This is a genomic window from Desulfosporosinus sp. HMP52, assembly GCF_000765145.1.
GTDB lineage: Bacteria > Bacillota > Desulfitobacteriia > Desulfitobacteriales > Desulfitobacteriaceae > Desulfosporosinus.
Genome location: NZ_JMGA01000024.1, coordinates 93,536 through 113,863 on the forward strand (window position 1 = coordinate 93,536; position 20,328 = coordinate 113,863).

The 20,328-nt window shown below is 41.8% G+C and carries 23 protein-coding genes; 8 read left to right on the forward strand and 15 right to left on the reverse strand.

What is annotated here, in order from left to right; genetic code table 11:
- Positions 1–81 precede the first annotated feature (81 nt).
- The 12 genes from DP73_RS11145 to DP73_RS11195 form a co-directional block, all read right to left on the reverse strand.
- Entirely contained in the window at positions 82–558 is a 477-nt protein-coding gene (locus DP73_RS11145; protein WP_034599520.1) for a hypothetical protein, read from the reverse strand.
- A 165-nt stretch (positions 559–723) separates the two neighbouring features.
- Positions 724–984, reverse strand: a complete 261-nt coding sequence (locus DP73_RS11150) for an SHOCT domain-containing protein (protein WP_034599521.1) — start codon at positions 982–984, stop codon at positions 724–726.
- A 182-nt stretch (positions 985–1,166) separates the two neighbouring features.
- Positions 1,167–1,322 carry a hypothetical protein gene (locus DP73_RS23445; RefSeq protein WP_165574406.1) on the reverse strand — a complete coding sequence of 52 codons (156 nt, stop codon included), beginning with the start codon at positions 1,320–1,322 and terminating at the stop codon, positions 1,167–1,169.
- A gap of 39 nt (positions 1,323–1,361) precedes the next feature.
- Entirely contained in the window at positions 1,362–1,562 is a 201-nt protein-coding gene (locus DP73_RS11155) for a hypothetical protein (protein WP_034599522.1), read from the reverse strand.
- Positions 1,563–2,088: 526 nt separating this feature from the next.
- Positions 2,089–2,325, reverse strand: a complete 237-nt coding sequence (locus tag DP73_RS11160) for a FeoA family protein (protein WP_081963024.1) — start codon at positions 2,323–2,325, stop codon at positions 2,089–2,091.
- A 171-nt stretch (positions 2,326–2,496) separates the two neighbouring features.
- The gene (locus tag DP73_RS11165; protein ID WP_034599523.1) at positions 2,497–3,948 is read right to left on the reverse strand and encodes a ferrous iron transporter B; all 1,452 of its coding nucleotides are present in this window, start codon (positions 3,946–3,948) and stop codon (positions 2,497–2,499) included.
- Positions 3,932–4,528 carry a FeoB small GTPase domain-containing protein gene (locus DP73_RS11170; RefSeq protein ID WP_034599524.1) on the reverse strand — a complete coding sequence of 199 codons (597 nt, stop codon included), beginning with the start codon at positions 4,526–4,528 and terminating at the stop codon, positions 3,932–3,934. The genes DP73_RS11165 and DP73_RS11170 overlap by 17 nt, the downstream gene beginning before the upstream one ends.
- Positions 4,529–4,740: 212 nt before the next feature.
- Positions 4,741–6,072 carry an ATP-binding protein gene (locus DP73_RS11175; RefSeq protein WP_081963026.1) on the reverse strand — a complete coding sequence of 444 codons (1,332 nt, stop codon included), beginning with the start codon at positions 6,070–6,072 and terminating at the stop codon, positions 4,741–4,743.
- 98 nt (positions 6,073–6,170) lie between these two features.
- Positions 6,171–6,860 (reverse strand): response regulator transcription factor, encoded by a 690-nt coding sequence (locus DP73_RS11180; RefSeq protein ID WP_034599526.1) that lies wholly within the window; start codon positions 6,858–6,860, stop codon positions 6,171–6,173.
- Positions 6,861–6,877: 17 nt separating this feature from the next.
- Positions 6,878–7,183, reverse strand: coding sequence for a hypothetical protein (locus tag DP73_RS11185; RefSeq protein ID WP_034599527.1), 306 nt, complete (start codon positions 7,181–7,183; stop codon positions 6,878–6,880).
- Positions 7,184–7,360: 177 nt separating this feature from the next.
- Positions 7,361–8,536 carry an ATP-binding protein gene (locus DP73_RS11190; RefSeq protein WP_052090615.1) on the reverse strand — a complete coding sequence of 392 codons (1,176 nt, stop codon included), beginning with the start codon at positions 8,534–8,536 and terminating at the stop codon, positions 7,361–7,363.
- A gap of 47 nt (positions 8,537–8,583) precedes the next feature.
- A complete protein-coding gene (locus DP73_RS11195; protein ID WP_034599528.1) occupies positions 8,584–9,942 on the reverse strand; it encodes a sigma-54 dependent transcriptional regulator in 1,359 nt (452 codons plus the stop codon).
- A gap of 305 nt (positions 9,943–10,247) precedes the next feature.
- On the opposite strand from DP73_RS11195, the gene DP73_RS11200 reads away from it, so the two are divergent.
- From DP73_RS11200 to DP73_RS11235, 8 genes are all read left to right on the forward strand, one after another.
- Positions 10,248–10,898 (forward strand): FixH family protein, encoded by a 651-nt coding sequence (locus DP73_RS11200; protein ID WP_052090585.1) that lies wholly within the window; start codon positions 10,248–10,250, stop codon positions 10,896–10,898.
- Positions 10,899–10,900: 2 nt separating this feature from the next.
- Positions 10,901–12,265: a 4Fe-4S binding protein gene (locus DP73_RS11205; RefSeq protein ID WP_034599529.1), complete on the forward strand. Its 1,365-nt coding sequence runs from the start codon at positions 10,901–10,903 to the stop codon at positions 12,263–12,265.
- A gap of 89 nt (positions 12,266–12,354) precedes the next feature.
- Entirely contained in the window at positions 12,355–12,939 is a 585-nt protein-coding gene (locus tag DP73_RS11210) for a DUF2318 domain-containing protein (protein ID WP_034599530.1), read from the forward strand.
- Between the two features lie 114 nt (positions 12,940–13,053).
- Entirely contained in the window at positions 13,054–13,737 is a 684-nt protein-coding gene (locus DP73_RS11215) for an ABC transporter ATP-binding protein (protein ID WP_034599533.1), read from the forward strand.
- 12 nt (positions 13,738–13,749) lie between these two features.
- Positions 13,750–14,913 carry an FtsX-like permease family protein gene (locus DP73_RS11220; protein ID WP_034599534.1) on the forward strand — a complete coding sequence of 388 codons (1,164 nt, stop codon included), beginning with the start codon at positions 13,750–13,752 and terminating at the stop codon, positions 14,911–14,913.
- Between the two features lie 30 nt (positions 14,914–14,943).
- Complete coding sequence (locus DP73_RS11225; RefSeq protein WP_034599535.1) at positions 14,944–16,077, forward strand: FtsX-like permease family protein; 1,134 nt, start codon at positions 14,944–14,946, stop codon at positions 16,075–16,077.
- A 130-nt stretch (positions 16,078–16,207) separates the two neighbouring features.
- The gene (locus DP73_RS11230; RefSeq protein WP_034599536.1) at positions 16,208–16,900 is read left to right on the forward strand and encodes a response regulator transcription factor; all 693 of its coding nucleotides are present in this window, start codon (positions 16,208–16,210) and stop codon (positions 16,898–16,900) included.
- Position 16,901: 1 nt separating this feature from the next.
- Positions 16,902–18,293: an ATP-binding protein gene (locus tag DP73_RS11235; protein WP_034599537.1), complete on the forward strand. Its 1,392-nt coding sequence runs from the start codon at positions 16,902–16,904 to the stop codon at positions 18,291–18,293.
- A 408-nt stretch (positions 18,294–18,701) separates the two neighbouring features.
- On the opposite strand, the gene DP73_RS11240 is transcribed toward DP73_RS11235, so the two are convergent.
- The 3 genes from DP73_RS11240 to DP73_RS11250 all read right to left on the reverse strand — a co-directional run bounded on the left by DP73_RS11240 (position 18,702) and on the right by DP73_RS11250 (position 20,119).
- The gene (locus DP73_RS11240) at positions 18,702–19,142 is read right to left on the reverse strand and encodes a hypothetical protein (protein WP_052090588.1); all 441 of its coding nucleotides are present in this window, start codon (positions 19,140–19,142) and stop codon (positions 18,702–18,704) included.
- A gap of 251 nt (positions 19,143–19,393) precedes the next feature.
- Positions 19,394–19,582: a hypothetical protein gene (locus DP73_RS11245; protein ID WP_034599538.1), complete on the reverse strand. Its 189-nt coding sequence runs from the start codon at positions 19,580–19,582 to the stop codon at positions 19,394–19,396.
- A gap of 96 nt (positions 19,583–19,678) precedes the next feature.
- Positions 19,679–20,119 carry a hypothetical protein gene (locus DP73_RS11250; protein ID WP_034599539.1) on the reverse strand — a complete coding sequence of 147 codons (441 nt, stop codon included), beginning with the start codon at positions 20,117–20,119 and terminating at the stop codon, positions 19,679–19,681.
- Positions 20,120–20,328 lie beyond the last annotated feature (209 nt).

Below are 20,328 nucleotides of genomic sequence, written 5' to 3' on the forward strand. Positions count from 1 at the left end.
ACTAGCTGACCAGTTAAACCCCTAAAGGAACAGGGCAGGCGCCTATTGCAAACCGCCTGCCCTGCTCTAACCTCATTTCCCTTACCAACCCATGTTACCAGACCAGTTACCGTACATTCGGTCATTACCCCAACAATTTCCGTTGTATCCGTTGTATCCGTTGTTATAATTTTGCGTCGGTTGCTTGGGAGCAGTTTGTTGTATACTGCTCTGCCGTGTTTGGTTGTTTTGATTACCACTTTGTTGAGTCGCTTGGTTAGTACTAGGAGGAGCGACAGGTGTAGCAACTGGAGTAGCTACCGGAGTTGTTACCGGAGTAGCAGCCGGAGCAGCAACTGGAGTAGCTGCTGGAGTTGCTGCTGGAGTTGTTACCGGAGCAGCAGTTGGGGTAGAGGTGGTATTCATATTCATGACCATCGGATTAGGATCGTTTGCAATCCAGTCGGCTATTTGTTGCTGATAGTTTGTGGAAGTGGCAGCACCGGCTACCCCGACTGCACCAACTATTAAACCAAGTGATAAGGCACTTACCAAGAATGTGTTTTTAACATTTTTCATCAATAATCATCCTTTCTTTTTAAACCTTTTATTACTAATGTTTTAATTCGGATCATCGCTTAACTTGCAAACTTATGTTAACCACTTTCTTCTTTCTGCTGACCACCCCATGTTTTCATCCAGTTATTCGTTAAGAGAGAATATTTTTTGAGGGGTAGGTCAAAGTCACCGTAGCAATTCTTTTTTTCGCTTTTGATATTCTTCCAAATCAATCTCACTACGGGCATAACGTTCATTCAAAACATTCAAAGCCTGATCTTGTCCAATAAACCCTCGTGTATGAACCCGAGAACCTATCCTCCGAAATAAGTATATAATTAATGCTATTAATACTATCCAAAAAAGCAATTGGATTCCCATCCCAAGTATCCCCATTCCCCAAAATCCGCCGCCATAATATGAGCCACAGCCCCAGCCGCCAAACATAAATCACTCCTCCTTTCATATCTTGAATTTAGTTTACCCCTCATCTATCCCAACAAAGTTACAGTTTCTTTACATTTTTGTTAAAATCTAAACTTTAACCAACACTTGTTTTATGAAGTAACATCCCATGATTCGAACAACGAATTCCAGCCATCGTTACGAGGACTATTATACCTTCAGTATTAATTCTGAGTGTTAGGATCACTAGCTAGAATTTCCTCAATTTCGTCATCAACATCCATGAGTTTGATCAATAGCTTCACTCGATTCTTGCTCTCTTTCTCTAAGGTCATTATGACCCTATCTCTTTCTTCACGTAAACTTTCTAACCGTTTCATGGTTTAATACCTCCTTAATTGTGACGTATATTTTCAGACTTATGCAGCCTCCAATTCATTTTCAAGAAAGACAAGCATTGTTCGAGGCTGGCTATCATTCCTCTGAAATTCAACGAAATAAAGTATGGATACATCATCACTGCCTAATTCGATTTTTTTAACAACACCGGCAAGTCCATTGAAATCTTCGTTTCCCTGATCGTTAACTTTTACGACATCACCGATTTTGTAAATTGACATGTTATCACTGCTTCCTTTCTTTCTATTATCGCAACCCTGAGTTATAAATAGATTCCGTTCACTAAGTCATTCGTTAGAGTTTGATTTGTTTCGAGGGTAGGACATTATGATTTTAGCTTCTGTCATAAGGAAAATCGGCCCTGTAATAGTCTATCTTGGTTTAACCGAAAACTATTCTTCGTACAGAAATTGTTCTCAAAAGCTAAAATTATGATTAGCAGTTAATTAAACTATAACTATTTTATAAGAGAAGTTTCACAGCAAAGTTACAGGTTTTTAAACTATTTGTTATTTTGAATTGTCCAGCGATTAAAAGCTTCTCTGGAGTGGGAAGCCAACCTATGGACTTAGCCACCAAAGTTTACAAATTGACACAGGGTTTGACCGTAAAATCAGAAAACAATAAAAAGTGCCCCGGCCTACCATAGCGTTGCGCCTGGTAATAACACGGGGCTATCAGGACGAATAGGTACCACGTTTTGTGAAAAAACCGGGTTGCCCTAAATCAGGGAACCCGGGTTGGTATCTATATGTTAACAGAAATAACCGATGCGATCTCTCGATCAACTGCAACTTGTGTATAGCCAACTTGAAAAACGTAAGATGGAAATTTTTGAATAAGCTTAATCCGTGTTCCAGGTAGAATTCCCATAGACATGAGTTTCCTTAAAATACTCCCATTATCCGTTACCAGTTCAGCGACAACTCCCTTTTGCTGGATTTTCATATCGCTTAATGATATAAGATGAGTAGATTTATTCACGATTCTCCCTCCGTTTCTTCTTAAGCCAAGAAATTAACTTTGGTTCCTTGGGAATCTCAAAACCACAGTTTGGACATTTTACTTTTCCACAGGATTTATGCAGGGGGCATCCCTGACAACCCACTTGGCTATCCAACTCTGAAAATTCATAACCGCAAAAGCTACAAGTTATCATGGTAGTACCTTAAAGGTAATGAGTACCCAGTTTAAGGCCCAACCTGCTATAAAAGCGAAGGGGAAGATAAAACCGGCAATGGCTAATGCGGTTTTGACCCCTCTCTCTTTTAACATCATCGAAAATTGAGCTATACACGGGACAAACAACGTTAGTGTCGCAGCAGCTACGACCAATTGTCTGGGAGATAATAAGCCCGCTTCTTGTAAGTCATACAATCCTGCTGCTCCAAAGTCTCGTCTAAAGAAGCCAAAGAGGAATGCCTCTGCTGCCTTGTCTGGTAGACCAATGAAGTTTACGATTGGCTGCATCCAACTGATAACCACACCAAACAAGCCGGTAAGATTTCCGAACCAAATTAAAAGACTTGCTAAGATAAACAACGGAACAATCTCAACGAAATACCATTGCATTCTGGTATAGGTTTTAGTAAGCACATTAGAAACCTTTGGTAAGCGTAAAGGCGGGACCTCCATGTAAAAGCTTGGCTTATCCCCTGGAAGGATTTTCGTCGTAAGAAATCCGATCAATAGGAAGATGAACCCTATAAAGGCCAGCCATACACCTAATGCCCCCGGTGCGCCTGATAATAAGGCCAAGATGACACCCAGTTGCGCCGAGCACGGGATAGCTAGGGCTAATAACAGCGTAGCTATTACTCGCTCCCTCTTTGTCTCTAGAGTACGACTCACCATCGTTGCCATCGTATCACAGCCAAACCCTAAGGTCATGGGAATAACAGCCCTGCCGTTTAAGCCAATTTTCTTAAAAACCCGATCAACTAACATCGCCAGTCTCGGCAGGTATCCACTATCTTCTATGATAGAGAACATTAGGAAAAATGTTCCGACAATCGGTAATATAATCGCAACGGCGTAACGAATACCAAGGGTTATAATACCATAATCATTCGCTAATAAATCTTGCAGCCAGGTCCAGGGAATATATGTTTGCACAACTCCATTAACCCACGGATTGATAAACACACCGAATATGTGCTCTTCTAGAAAATCGACAACAGTTCCCGCGCCAAACTCTCCCACAAATTTATAAAGGCCATAATAGAGTACTAATAATAGAATGGGTACACCCGTTAAAGGATTCATAGTGAGTCTACTTAAATAATCAGCAATCCGATTTTCTTTGCCTTGAACCTTTGTCATCGTTTCTTCAACAATTGTATCCACCTTTTTTTGCCTAGAAAGGGAGATGATGTAGTTAAGTGGTCGGTTATACTTTTGTTTCGTGCTTTCAATAATCCGAGAGATTTTTAAGTAATTGTTGGTCTCCTTTTCTTTAACCATTGCTATGATATCTTCATCCTCTTGCAATAAAAGCAAAGCAATAGCCCGTTTAGATAGAACATATTGATACTGGAGTCTATTGCTAATCTCACTTACTGCAGATTCAATCTGCCGATCATAAGTCACTTCAAGCTGCGTAGACATACTCACCGATCCTTTCCTTCAATACCTCTATTCCCTTATTTAAAGCAGCGACAGTAGATAATACAGGAATCCCGAGCTCAGCTTCCAACTTCTTAAGATCAATTTTAAGTCCCAAGCTTTCTGCCTCATCCATAATGTTTAAAACCAAAATAACCGGTACATCTCCCTCAATCATTTGGAGGGTTAAGGGCAGCATTCTCTGGAGATTCTTCGCATCGACAACATGAACCACAGCCTTAGGACTCTCTCGAAGTAATAGGTCTCGGGTCACTTTCTCCTCCTCTGTAATACATAATAAGGAGTACATTCCTGGTGTATCGATAATCTCATATTCCTTGGTGCCGATTTTTCCTTTTCCACGGGATACTTCAACCGTGGTTCCGGGATAATTAGAAACGGTAACATAGGCTCCGGTCAGAATGTTGAACAAAACACTTTTCCCGACATTTGGACTCCCGACTAAGGCAATTTTTTCTAATCCTTGAGTCGCTTGATTCACTTCACCATGACAATTTCCTGTACCTAATAGAGTCGTTGATATCTTTTTATACCAAGGTTGTTTGGTATTGCAGCATTCCATTAGAACCTCACTCCTTTTTTTGATAATGATTATCATTTATATTAAGTTAATATTACCGAACTTATATTACAGAAATGTCACAGGTTTTTAACGTTTTTGTGACATAAACCCTAACAAAAAAAGAGCATCCTTTTACAGATACTCTGATAATAGAGTTGTTATTTTTGTCCATGTCAATCTTAACATTTTTGGTACCTAGTCTTTGTTGATTACTAAGCTTCTTCAGTTAATGGCAAGTACACGGTGAAAACGGCTCCATGGCCGGGTTCGCTTTTCGCTGATACTTTTCCGCCATGCATTTCAACGATTTTTTTAACAATAGAAAGTCCTAAGCCCGTTCCGGTTCCACGCCTCGATCTGGATTTATCGACCTTATAAAATCTTTCCCAAATATTTTCAATTTCTTCCCGAGGAATGCCGGGTCCTGAATTTTCCACGGATATAAACGTACAATTGTACTCCATACCCAACTCTACACGCACTGCACCACCTACTTCCGAATGTTTAATGGCATTATCCAATAAATTGGTAAGAACCTGTTTGAGGCGATCGATGTTTCCCCATATGGTAATCGTTTGTTCTGGCACAGAGAGCGTAAGATTAATTTCTTTAGAATTTGCCATATTTCTTAAACGCTCAACGGTGATTTGAGCGAGTTTATTCATAACCACATATTCCATTTCATCAAAGGTTTTGGCAGCTTCCATTCCCTTTAAGTCGAGTAAATCATCCACCAGGCGCCTGAGACGCTCGGATTCGTCAATAATGTTGCTTAGATAGAGTTTCTCCTGTTCCTTCGACTTGACTAGCCCGTCTAACACTGCCTCGGAAAAGCCTTGGATCACCGTTAAGGGAGTGCGTAATTCATGTGAGACATCGGAAAGTAATTCCTGCCTTAGGTGATCAAGTCTTTCGATAGCCTCGATTTTCTCTTCAAGCTCTGTAGACATACGATTGAATGACCTGGCGAGCCGCCCAACTTCATCTTCAGAAGTAACCGGAATTTGCCTACCAAATTCGCCTTCGGTAATTTGGCGCGCTGTTTCTTCCATTCTAGCAAGAGGACGAATCATCTTTCGAGATACAAATATACTTAATATAGTAGCTAAAACAATCCCTATCAAAGCTCCTATTAGTGTAATTCCCAAAATACTATTAACATGTTGCTTCATGGCATCAATTGGACTAAAGATTACTACCAAACCAATAACCCTGGTATCTTTTTTTAAAGGAACTGCTACAAGAAACTGCTCTTCATGGACCCCATCAATCTTTCCCGCAAACACAACATTTTTACCAGCGAGAATTTGCTCTTTAAATCCTGGCTCTAAAAGCAATTTTCTAGGTGATTGATCTTGAGATGTTTGACCGTACAAAGTGTTTCCATCGATATCCATAATGGCAGTTTTTGCACTTAAAACTTTAGTCAAAATATCTAATCTATCATTAATTACCGATTTCTGAGTGATTTCATATTTGTTAAACATTATTACGATTTCTTCTGCCTCATTTATAAAAAAACGTGCTTGTTGATTATAAACCATGGAAGTAATCTGCTTGGCCTGTATTCCAACGGAAAACAGATAAACAGCAAGGACGATTAGTACAATTGCTAACCAAAGCTTACTTACTAAGCTATTTCTTAATGACCACTTAATTCGAATTTGTAACCCACCCCTCTAACGGTCTGAATAAAGTCACTGTGACCCACTTGGCTTTCGAGCTTAGATCTTAAACGATTGATGTGGGTATCAACAGTACGGGAATCCCCGCAGTAATCGTATCCCCAGACCATGTTGAGTAACTGATCTCGACTATAGATTTGCCCCGGCCTTTTTGCTAGGCAATGCAACAGCTCAAATTCTTTAGACGTTAAGCTTATGTTTATTCCATCTACTTCGACTTCACGAGTAATCTGATTGACTTTAAGACCAGGGTAAGCAAGGATATGTTCCTTACTTTCTTCCCCTTCCAGCCTTCTTAAAACTGCCTTGACTCGGGCACTGAGTTCACGTGGGCTAAACGGTTTTACGACGTAATCATCAGCCCCTAAATCAAACCCTAACACTCGATCATTTTCTTCTCCCTTGGCTGTTAGCATGATAATAGGAATCTTGGTTTCCTTTCTTAATATCTTGCAGACCGTCCAGCCATCTAATCCAGGCATCATCAGATCGAGGATGACGATATCCGGATTATCGTTCCGAACCATCTCCAACGCTTTGTTTCCATCCTCTGCCTGGCAGACATCAAAACCTTCTGCTTCAAGGTAGAGGCACACAATTTCCCTAATTCGGTCGTCATCGTCAGCTATTAAAACCTTATTGTTCAATGTTGCTCCTCCTAAAGTTATTGACAACACCAATTCCTAATTACATTACTCAAGCTATTATCTTGAGGACTACTATACCAATAGTAGTCAGGCTGATAGTTTGGATTTCTTGGACTGTACAATGATCCGCTGATATCAGGCTTAGCTGATGTAGCATCAGGTATACTTTTATTTGGAATAGCTGTAGAAGATGGAATAGGTTGGGCTTGTATTGGACTAGCATTTAGTTGCCAAGGCCGGGGCTCTGCAAATGCTTTTGTTAGAAAAAGACCTGCTACAGTTAATGTGATAATAATAAATATCATTAATGCCTTCTTCCTCATTGTAGTCCCCCCATTATCTCAATCAATAACTATATTATATCTTAAGAGGATTACATTAAGTTAACGGATTTTTAACATTTTTGTTAAACTTCACTCTTCGAATAGAACCAGAACTAATTGATAACCTCCTACATTGGTGCTGGAGATTCAATTTGTCTTTCTATTAATTCCACTTCATCAGGGGGAGTTTACAAGCCCCTCGTTATGGAACACATGTTTTTTAAATGAAGGCAATGGCAACAGTATCTCTACCCGAACCCCTCGATCACTCCTATTAGTAATAGAAATCCTTCCTCCGTGTTGATAAAGGATACGGTGCACAACAGATAGGCCTAATCCTGTCCCTTTCTCTTTCATCGTAAAAAAAGGATCATAGATATAAGGCAGGGCGTCTGGCGAAATCCCAGGCCCCTCGTCACTGACGGCGAAACCTATAAACCCATCATGATGAACTTCCTCTAAAAGAATCACTCTGCCTTCCCCCTGGGCATCGATAGCATTAATTAGAATATTTATAATAACTTGCTTAACCTGGTCCGAGTCCACTTCAACCTCTTGATCTTCACATGGATTTCTCACCTGTTTTAATTCCATACGGCTTTGCCTGAGGGCAGGTTGAATCAAGGCGACTCCTTCATCCAAGAGTTTTCCCAAGTCAATCCTTTCGCGTACCGATTCTTTTGGCCGAGCAAAGCTCAAGAACTCACTCACTAAGCGATTCAACCGTTCACACTCTTCTAGCAGTACCCTACAGTATTCTGTAACGACTCCATCGTCGCATTTTTCCTGGGTCAGCATTTGGATGCTTACTTTCATAATCCCCAAGGGATTGCGTATTTCATGAGCCAAACCAGCACTCATATGACCTAGTGCCGTTAATCGTTCCGTTTGCCGAATCTCACTCTCTAATCGTTCGCGTTCCTGACCCTCACGCTTTAACTTTACAACTAATTCTTTTTGAACCGTTAAGGCCATTTGGTATTTGCGTTTGGCTTTTCGCTCTTCTTCAGTCAAGAAGCCAGTTAACCAACCGATAACATTAATCAGGCCAACTTCCACCCACTGCGTATACATGGCCGATGGCGTCATCCCCGGGAAGTCTATCATGAAGGGCAGAATAAGGATCGTTATAATCAAACCGGATACGATCCCTCCAACAGGTCCAAAACGCATAGCTGCATAAATCACGGGAAGGTAATACCCAAATTGTAATAGGATATGAAAATTCATTTCGTAATGGTAATTCGTGTAGTGAATAGCAGTTAAAAATACCACGACAAGCCCTATTGAAATAAGATCAAAGTGGATTCGGGCACGACTTTTAGTAGTTTGTTCATGATCGAAATTCTGCAAAAGAAAACCACCACCTCTATGCTTATTCAGAAAAAACTCTTGATAACTCAAATCCCCCAATGGGGATCTATTCCGTATTTCTCTAAACGGTATAAAAAGGCATGTCTGGACAGCCCCAAACGTTTTGCCGCCTGACTTTGGTTCCCACCCGTTTGTTCCATGGCCTGATGAAGGAAGGATTTCTCGATTTTTTCTAGGGAAACCCCTTCTGAAGGTAGTACAAATGGACAGGGGCCCTTCTCCTTTGTTGAGGAAGTCTTAATGACGGCCAATCCATCTGCCCCGATCACTGTTCCCGAGGAAATTATCACCATACGTTCAATGACATTTTCCAGTTCACGCACGTTTCCCGGCCAGCTATAGGCCATGAGTTGATTAAGAACTCCAGGACCAAGCTTCTTGCTATGCCCATAGTTTCTAAGTTTCTTTAAGAAATGTTCTGCAAGGTAGGGAATATCCTCCTGACGTTCCCTTAAAGGAGGAATCGAAATTGGAAAGACACTAAGACGATAATAAAGATCCTCCCGAAAACATCCTTCCTGAGTCTCTTTAATTAAATCCCGATTCGTCGCCGCAATAATCCGTACATCGACTTTGATGGTTTTCTCTCCCCCGACTCGTTCAAAGGTTCGCTCTTGAAGTACCCGCAACAGTTTGGCTTGGACGTTTAAGGACAATTCGCCGATCTCATCGAGAAAGAGAGTGCCCCCTTCGGCTAATTCGAAACGACCCGTCTTTCGAGCATGGGCACCTGTAAACGCCCCTTTTTCATGTCCAAACAATTCGCTCTCCAGTAGGGTCTCCGTCAACGCGGCACAATTAACCCGGATAAAAGGTCTTTCGACACGCGGACTTAAGGTATGTATCGCATTAGCTACTAATTCCTTTCCCGTACCAGATTCTCCTTGAATAAGTACTGTTGCTGGAGTGAGGGCGACTCGCTCCACTAAATGCTTAACCTTTTGCATTGCTTCACTGTTCCCAACCAGTTGCCAGCTGTTACTTTGGACCTCCCCTTTAAGATAATCCACTTGCTCACGTAGTCTTTCTACCTCAAAGGCTTTAGAGATAGTGATAAGCAATTCTTCAATATCGAAGGGTTTCATCAAATAGTCATGAGCCCCAGCCTTCATGGCCTCTATCGCCGAAGCTGTGCTCCCGTGCGCGGTCATCATAACAATCATTAAATCCGGATAATGCTCTTTAAGCTTTCTTAGCACACTTAACCCATCTAGTTTTGGCATCTTTAAATCCACAAGGACAAGATCTGGGCGTTCCGCCAAGGCTTGATCTAAGGCGAGTTGCCCGTCCTCCGCTGTCTCCACATCATAGCCGGCTTTACTTAATGTCCGTTCCAAAACCCAGCGCATATTCGCTTCATCATCCGCGATTAGTATCCTTCGCATATCCATCCTCCTCAAAGTGTGGGATTTCCTACAACATAGTGTGGGAAATCCCACACTTTTACTAATCTAAAACTAATATTCTTTCATTTTATAAAGGAAGCCTTTAAATTTTCTGATCAAAAATCCTTTATATTTAAATTTTTTCTCGAACGGATTAAGACCGATCTAAACTGGATTAATCCCTATGTACAGTATGCAAGGAGCTTCATTAAAAATTTATAGTTCTAACTTCGCGCACCTCTTTCCTCTAAAATGGCATGGCTTTTGCATATATCCTAATCGAAATAAAATTTAGGAGTGTGTTCATGAAAAAGAAATTATTATCCCTGATAGTCCTAACTCTAGTGTCCTTTATGATATTTGCCCTTCCAACAATGGCAGATACTAAACCGGCCGCACCCGATACTCATTCCGAGGCTGACATGAAAGACATGTCAGACCAGGAAATGTCCGGCCATTCAGAAGCTGAAGGTCAAACCGAAGTAATCGTTGCTAAGGAAGGCAAATTCCAAGTAAGTGTACAGTCTGAACCTGAGAAACCGGCGCCAAAAAAGCCAGTAAACATCATGATTACTGTGAAAAATGAAGCTACAGGAGAACCTGTTCTCGATGCCTCCATAAATGTTGAAATGATGCTCATGGAGGCCGGTGAGCACGGCAACATGGCCGGCATGGACAGTTCCTCCGCAACAACCCTTCAAGGACAAGCTAAACTCGACAACATGGAACCGGGAATGTACTCAGTCACCCTCACCCCAACCAAGAAGGGGGATTGGACCCAGGACATCTTTATCAGTTCCCCGACTCTCGGAGAAACCACCGTCTCTGTACCACTTACCGTAACCAAGACTGGCCCGAACTGGATTCTCATCGGGAGTGTTGGCGGAGTCGTCGTATTGGCCGGCATATTTGCCCAAATTCTAAAACGTAAGCAAAATTCTTCAAAGGAGGTTTAATAATGAGTCAACCATTAAAGCCTAAATCCTCTCAAAAAAGGAACTTTCTTAAGTTTAAACCTCTCAAATGGTTTTTGCAAAGTTCACTGTATCCAAGTATCTTCCAATGGGCAGCCGTGCTTGTTTTCGCGGTCATCATGGTCCAAACTCTAGCCGGACCCACCAGCGCCCATGATAACTTCGGTACTGCCGCTACTTGGGTTCTTTGGTGGCCACTCTTACCTCTCTTCTTCTTCCTATTCGGCCGGTTCTGGTGTGCAGTTTGCCCCTTTGCCTGGGTGAGTGATTTGACACAGAAGGTTTTTGGGGCCAATCGTAAAGCCCCTAACTTCCTGAGGAAATATGGACTATGGATCATTGATATCACCTTCATTTTTATCACTTGGGCCGACCACATTTGGGGGGTCGTTGAATCCCCCAGAGGATCTGGTACCCTCTTGCTACTCATCCTAGGTGGCGTCATGGTCACTGCAATGTTCTTTGAACGCCGTACTTGGTGCCGATATTTATGTTTCCTCGGTAGTTTGTCGGGTAACTATTCTCGCGCCGGTATGTTAGAATTACGCGCTGACAGAGAAATCTGTAAAACATGTACAACTCGGGATTGCTACAAAGGCAACAAAAAAACAGCGGGTTGTCCGATGTTTGAGTTTCCGATGGCTATGGAAAATAACGCCAACTGCAATCTATGTGGGAATTGCATCAAAAGCTGCCCCCATGATTCTATTCGACTAAGCCCTCGCAAACCAACCAGTGAATTTTGGTCTATGACTAGGGCACATTTCGAGGAGTCTTTCCTAGCCATCGTTATCGTCGGGATTGTCTTTGTCCAAAATATTACCATGTTGGATTTTTACCAGTCCTACCTTAAGTGGGCAGGGATGACATTGGGTCTTAGCAAGGATATCGCCTTTACGATAATCTTTATCATCGCAATGACGACTCCGGTCTTGCTACTTTACGCGGCATCTGCAGTTTCCAAGCGTTATTCAGGTGAAACGATACGAAATGCCTTTGCGCGTTTTGGTTATGCAGTCATTCCACTTGACCTGGCTTCTCACATGGCCCACAACTTGTTCCATCTTCTGGCGGAAGGAAAGTCAATCTACTACACGTTCATGGGGTTATTCGGAGTGCATATCGAGGGCCCAACCGACTTCGTTTCTGACCCGACGATTCAAATAATGCAATACGTCCTGGTCATCGCCGGAACTCTCGGATCTCTTTACACGGCTTATAGGATTGCCAAAAAGAATTATGGAACCCAAAAAGCGCTATCCGTTGCTATGCCGTATCTAGTCGTCATCTCGATCTTCGGTGTACTGAACTTCTTAACCTTCGTGGTTAGAATGAGTATGCGGATGTAATAAAGGCCTTCAGGTGGAGCCTAAAACTCCACCTGAACCATGGTTCCGATACTAAGTTCCTATTACTTTTCACAGGGAGGAAATACCATTTGAAAACTAATCATGTGGGCAAAAACCAGAAATTTACCCAACCCCAAAAGAGCAATACCCTGCTTTTTACTATTGTCGGCATTTTAACCGTTGTAATTATGATAGGAACCTATATCATAGTTGCTAACGGCAATAAACCTAGTGTCTCTGTCAATGCAGCTGCTGATATTGGACAAAAGATGAATTATAGTTCTGAAGTTAAACTAGAACAAACGAAAGTCGAAAGTAAAGTTGAAAACGGACAGGCCATTGTGACAACTCTCAGTGCCGTTAAAGAAAATAAGTTTATCTGGACAGAATATAAAGCGAACGGAAAAAGAATTCCTCTGACAGCCTTTATCCAACCTGATGGTAAAGTCATGGTAGCAGTCAGCTTCTGTGAACCTTGTAAGGGAGAAACCTTTCACATTATTGGCAATCAAATCGTTTGCAACGTTTGCGGAACCGTCTGGGATCTACAGACACTCAAAGGAATAAGTGGCGGTTGTCAAGCCTATCCCCCGGAAGCATTGACCTACTCTTTAAATGGGGATAATCTAGAAATTCCTCAATCTATCTTAGACGCGTGGGCACCTAGAGTTTAATTCTCTAAAGGTTGGCCATTGTAACATAGTTAGCCAAACGCACTCGTTCTTACGAGTGCGTTCATTCTTACAAGTCAACGTCCTTTAGTTCTTACAATTCAGGAGGAATTAGCTATGTCTTTAATAAAGCTCTGTGAGGCCGCCAAAACCTACAAAGGTGGGGACGGTGTTGTCGAGGCCCTTAAAAAAGTTAGTTTAGAGATAGTTGCCGGAGAATTCCTAGCTTTAATGGGACCTTCTGGTTCCGGCAAAAGCACCTTGCTCAGTATTCTAGGAGGGTTAAATCCGCCCACCTCTGGCAAACTAACAGTCGATAATATTGATGTTTATTCTTTAGAACCCGAACGGTTAGCCGATTTTCGACATGATTACGTCGGCTTTGTCTTCCAACAATATCAATTGATCCCCTATCTTACGGCTCTAGAAAACGTCATGCTCCCTCTGGCTATAACTTCTCGTCCGGGAAAAGAGCAACAAGAAATGGCTCACTCTGTCCTCGAAAAGGTCGGCTTAGGTTCCAAATCCCAACGTCTACCTAATCAATTATCAGGTGGAGAACAAAATCGGGTGGCTATTGCTCGGGCGATTGTTAATCAACCCTCCATTATGTTTGCAGATGAACCGACTGGAAGCCTGGACTCGAAAACAGCCACTGAACTTTTGGAGCTATTTCAAGTCCTTAACCAGGACGGTTTAACCATCATTATGGTGACTCATAACAAAGAAAACCTAGCTTGGGTTTCCCGAGCAGTCTATATTCGTGATGGGATTCTAGCCCAAACTCCTCAAGAGTCCTAAGGAGGAAACTAAATGCGTTTAACAGATATTGCGTTACAAAACTTACGCCGCCGTAAAATGCGCTCTGCCTTATTAGTAATCAGTGTTATTATTGGTGTGGCGGCAATTATCTTCCTGTATTCAACTACCCAAGCTATGAAAGAAGATGTCGCCAACAAACTTGATCAATACGGCTCCAATATCCTCATTCTTCCAGATACCGGGGAAGCCCTGACGTTTGGCGGGATAACCGTAGAGGCTCCTACTCAGGTCAAAGAACTAGACATGTCCCTAATTCCACTGATGCAAACCATTAAAAATAAGGAAACCTTGGCTACTATAGCGCCTAAACTTTTAGTCAACACTAATATCAATGGTCAAGAAATCTTGTTGCTCGGAGTAGATTTCCTGCAAGAGTTTAGATTGAAAAAGTGGTGGAAAGTCGATGGCCTTTCGAAAAACCAACTACCGAGCGCGGACGAAGTTATCTTAGGGAGTGACGTTGCCCTCTCCCTAAATCTTACCCTTAATCAAAATGTATCGATCAAAGGACAAGACTTCAAGGTAGCGGGAATCATCCAACCGACGGGATCAGCGGAAAACGACCAGGCTGTATTTATGGATTTAGCTGTTCTCCAAAAGCTGGCTAATCGCCCCAACGCTATAAGCCTTATAGAAACAGCGGCCTTATGTTATACCTGTCCGATCGAAGAAGTGACTCGACAGTTAAGCGACAAACTACCAGGCACTAAAGTGACGGCTCTAAAGTCTACCCTGGAATCTCGGGATACTACCGTCACTAAATTCAACTTATTTGCTAGAAGCGTATCCTTGATTCTCTTCCTAGCCAGTGGTTTAGTTATCACCATAACGATGAAATCCTCGGTTGAAGAACGGACCAGAGAAATTGGTATCTTACGGGCGATCGGTTTTCGAAAACGCCACATCATTCAGATTGTACTCACTGAAGCTGGCCTCTTAAGCTTATTAGGGGGGCTATTAGGATACCTTCTTGGGATGGGTGCAGCAGTTTATTTCGGATCGGCTATGGTTAAAGCTGAAGTTCTTATCCCCTGGCAATCAGATTTGCTGGTGTATGCCTTAAGCGCCTCTCTTTTAATCGGTCTGGTAGGAAGTCTTTATCCAGCTTGGAAGGCAGCGAGACTTGACCCGACTGAGTCTTTGCGCTACATGTGATCTCGGAGGATTTTAATATAGGAGGGAACCATGACACTTACTGATATTGCGATTCAAAACCTACGTCGGCGAAAAGGAAAAACAACCTTTTTACTTCTGACCTTCGTATTAGTCATCGGCATCACTGTCGCGTTGAATACGCTGGCCAAAAGCATGCACGACGATTTACAGAAAAATTTAACCCAATATGGTGCCAATGTCGTCATTACTCCCAAATCTGAACATTTTACGCTTAGCTATGGCGGGCTTTCTGTTCCCGGAGTTAACTTTGAGGTTAAGAATTTAAACTATGATAGTTTAGCTAAAATCAAGAATAGCCCTGATCTGATGATTAGCGGAATTGCTCCTAAAATTATTGGTTCTGTCAAGGGAGCTGATAAACGTTATCTTATCATAGGAGTCGATTTCCCTAACGAACTAAAAATGAAACCATGGTGGCAGATTAAAGGGTTACAGCCCGGTGACCAAGAAGTTATTATCGGCTCAAGTATCGCAAGCAAAGAAAATCTTGTGATTGGAAGTACTCTAGAACTTAATCATCAGATCTACCCGATTGTCGGGATTTTGGAAGAAACAGGCGGTTCTGAGGATAATGGAGTTTTTGCTAATTTCAGCACCTCACGCGCCCTGACAGGCATAGACTCTTGGTCCATGATTGAACTTAATACGGCCCAACCGAATAAGACTGCGGCCTACTTAAGTGAACTATTACCAGAGGCCAAAGTCGCCGAAATATCTCAATTGGTTCAGGGAGCTAAAGAAAGTGTCGATCGCTTTTCAAACTTCTCCTTGATTACTTCTATATTTCTAGGAGTCATTGGTGTTTTAATCGTCTTTGTAACTACGTCTGGTAACATCAATGACCGAGTAGCGGAACTTGGTATCCTCCGTGCCATCGGTTTTCGACGTCGCCATATCTTTTCCATTCTAATTCGGGAAACTGTCTTTGTAAGTCTTTCAGGCGGAGTTCTTGGCTATCTTTTAGGGGAACTTACCCCCATTCTACTAGGCCCAATCGTTTTCCAAAAAACCGTTAGTTTTCAATTTAACCCCTTTGTAAGTCTGACTGTTATAAGCGCCTCACTCTTAATCGGTATTGGTTCAATTTTTCTGACTAGGCGTGCTATTACTCTCGACCCTTTAGAAGCACTTTCTTATATCTAGGGGTTTAACCCTAATTGCAGGATGTCTTTATGTAATACTATAATGGTTATGCTTAGATTCAGAGACCACTTTCGAATTTAACGTACCAATTAGTTACTAGGTTTTGGAATTGGAAGGAGTCTATCTATTTATGAGGATTTTACTAGTTGATGATGAGAAAAAAATTACGACCGTACTCAAAGCCTACCTTCAACAGGAAGGATTTCAAGTAAGTACGGCTATTAATGGACTAATTGCATTAACCATGTTTAAAGAAAACCCTTTTGACCTACTCATCCTTGATTTAATGCTTCCTGGCATGTCTGGAACCGAGATTTGCCGCGAGATTCGCAAAATATCCTCCGTACCAATTATCATGCTCACCGCCAAAGTAGAAGAGGAAGACCGCATCGAAGGATTAAGTATTGGCGCAGATGATTACATTACAAAACCATTTAGCCCTCGTGAAGTGGTCGCCCGTGTCCGAGCTGTATTACGTCGAGTTAATAATGAAACTACCCCCCTTGCCGACGTGATCTCCTATGATAATGGCCTCACCATTGACAATATTCAGTATGAAATTAGGCTGCACGATCAGGAAATCTCATTAACTCCTACCGAATTTAAGATTCTCGGTGCCTTAGCTAAACACCCTGGACGGGTGTTATCACGAGGGCAGTTGGTAGAGATTGTTCAAGGGCACAACTTTGACGGAGATGACCGTGTGATTGATGCCCATATTAAGAAGATTCGTCAAAAGATCGAAACGACTCCCAGCAACCCCCACATTATTTTGACGGTTTACGGTATGGGTTACAAGTTTAACCCGAATGCGGTGGAATAACATGCGCACTAAGTTATTTCTTTCTACCCTGATCATTGCGCTTATTACCTTAACCTTCAGCATGCTTTCCGTAAACTTTGTCTTTAAACAACAGTTTAGTGATTACTTAACTCAGGTAAATGAAAGGACCTTGGAACAGTTACCCTCTCGTCTGAGTGAACTATACCAGGTCAAAGGGACTTGGGACCCTGTTGCTCTGAGCGAATTAAGCCATTCTCTCCCGTTTGGTACTGTTGTTACGTTAACTGATCCATCCGGTAAACTTATCGGCACGTTAGATAACCCCATGGAAAATATGATGCATGGACAAGGCGGAATGGGCATGAATATGGGCATGACTTCCTACACCACGACAAGTTGGAAAACCAAAACTTTCACGGTGACAGGACCCCTAGGGACTTTAGCGACTGCGGAGGTTCGCTACCCGGCAACGGCACAAATTCTTAACCCCCAAGATATCCGCTTCCAATCCGCCGTCTTTCGTTCTTTACTTTTCGCTGGAGGATTAGCCCTTCTATTTGGGATTGTTCTAAGTTTCTTTACAAGCCGTCAACTTGTCGCTCCGCTCAGACGATTAACCCAAGCGGCCCATCGTATTGGTCATGGACACCTCGACGAACGTGTATCCATTAGTTCTAAAGACGAGGTAGGTCAACTTGCCAACGCTTTTAACGTGATGGCTGATAATTTGGATCGACAAGAAACTCTCCGCAAACAATTCACGGCCGATATCGCCCACGAACTACGCACTCCCTTGACCTCGATCAAAAGCTATATTGAAGCTTTTCAAGACGGCGTCCTTCCTGCGGATCAAGAAAACCTCTCTTCTATTCATGAGGAAATAGACCGTCTAGTTGACTTGTCCAGTGATCTAAAGGACTTAAATGTGGCTGAAATCGGTGGATTACATTTAAACCTTGAACCTGTGGACATAAAGTACCTTCTTGAAAAAATTATTCGCAACCTATATCCCCTTATGCAGGAAAAAGAATTAACTCTGGACTGGAATGCACCGGAAGAATCCGTGACTACATCCGGGGACGGGCATCTTCTGACCAGACTCTTCTATAATCTAATCCACAATGCCTATCGTTACTCAGACCCTGGCGGTCAGGTTACCGTCGAACTTACGCAAACATCGAACCTTGCTAATATTAAGATCAAGAACACTGGAATGGGGATTTCTGAAGACGATCTCCCTCTGATATTCGAACGATTTTACCGTGCCGATAAATCCCGGACTCGTGAGACGGGGGGAACCGGAATTGGTCTAGCGCTAGTCCGCCAGGTTACGGACCTTCATCAAGGCACAATAACCGTACAAAGTAAAGTTGGGCATGAGACTGAATTTAAAGTTCAACTTCCTAAAGAAATAGAAGTAGCTAAGAATTAGATCCTCGGCCACTTCAAAATAATAGTTTCTATCGTCCACAGTACCCATTCATGCATTCTTTCATAATCTTAACATTCCCTTCTTGTATTGCTTCTGCATCTCCTGCGAATTATGAAGGTTCTGCATTCCGTTCGAATTCTCTAGCTCTTGGTATGGCTTCAGTAGGGTCCCTTTAGTACACTTAATCTATTAAACTAAAGATAGAAGGATATGCGGCACAGGAGCTCTAACCTGGGCCGCATTATCCTTCTATCTTTTGTCTTTCATATTCTATTTATCTCATTGATACAGAATCCATCATACCTGAACTTAAAGTCTTCAGTACCTTTGTCTACATTCTTTCAGTCTCTAACTGGTAGTTAACGTCTGTACTTAAAAAGTTGGGTTTTAAAGAGATTCACTTTGTCCCTAAAATTGACCCATCATTTGGTTCATACCCGTTGCATTTTGTCCATTCATCATTTGATTCATGGCCTCTAAGTTTTGACCTTGCATCATTTGACTCATCGCTTGACCGTTATCCTGCATGAACTGGTTCATTTGATTAAGGGTTTCTTCCCCAAGAAGAGCTTTCACTTCAGGATTAGAGTTCATTGCTTCTTGCATCTTTGCAATATCCCCAGTTTGCATAGCTTCCTGCATAGCTTCCGAATTGTGCATGTTCTGCATTGCGCTTGAATTCATAATTTCTTGGTGCTGACTTGAGGCCATAAAAGATCGCATTTGACCAAACAAGTTTTGTCCTTCGTCATTCGATGTTACTGCGAACGCTGGTATCGCAATGAGCCCGGTTGCAAGGACTGCCCCCCCTAAAATCGCTGTTACTTTTTTACTGATAAACTTTTTCATGTATTTGTCCTCCTTTAAATTCGTTTTTATTTTGGTAAGCTTTAACTTCCATGCTTTAAGTATAGATTAGAGATTCGATTTTCTCATGAAAGAGTTATGAATTTATCATGAATATACAAGGAGCGTTTTTACCAATTTTTCGCTTGTCTTTATATAAAAAAGCAATAGGCCAATTATAGTAATGGCCTATTGAACAAACATTCTAGCTTAAGGAGCTTGAAATTTGAGCCCAATATTTTAGGTTCCCTTTGTCATACTCTAATATCAATTATATTTCCTTCACTTACTTTAATTAGTTCGCTTGATAGCTTGGGTTGTTGTTCAGCTGCAAGTTCATCAATTTTTGGAACTTTATTTATTTGCGAATTCTCATGCATCCCTTTCATCCCACAATTTCTAGGCATACTGCTAGAACCTGACATTCCGCTGATTCCCATCATAAAAACTTCGACTCCTTTCTACGCGTTTATGAATAGATTTTTCGCGAATGTCCTCAGACATTATAAAGCGACAGCTCCACTCGTATATAATAACGTTTATTTTACACCCAGAATTTCCTTAGCCATGGGTTGAATGGCTGGGTCTTTTAACATGGCTTCAAACGTTGCTTTCATTTTAGGATCGGACATGACCTCTACCATAGGCTTAAACATTGACGGATTAGTCATTATACTCACCATGCTATCTTTATTTTCGCTACTTCCCATTATACTTATCATATTTTTTTGAACATCGCTATTTTTCATCATATCCATCATGACCGGCATCATTTTTGAAGACCCCATTACTTTAACCATGGACTGGCGAGCATCAGGTGAGCTTAAAACATCCATCATAGCCGTGGGATTACTGGTCATATATTGGGTCATGTCACCAGTATTCATCATGTCTTTTGTTTGGCTACCGCAACCAGCTAGACCTAAAATGGCAATCGAAGTTAGACCTATAAATATAATTGATTTAATTTTCTTATTCACAATTATCATCTCCTACTCTTAAATCACGTTAAATAAGTCCGTTACTAAAAGAATTAAGTACTTACCCTGGGATATTGGCTTTAATTGGTTTTGACGACTTCAAACAATAATGGAATGGTATTAAAAGGTCACAAAAGGAAGACATATCTCTAAATTCTAAAATTAGGAAATCCCGATAAGCAAACACCTCCTATACTAGGGATTTATCG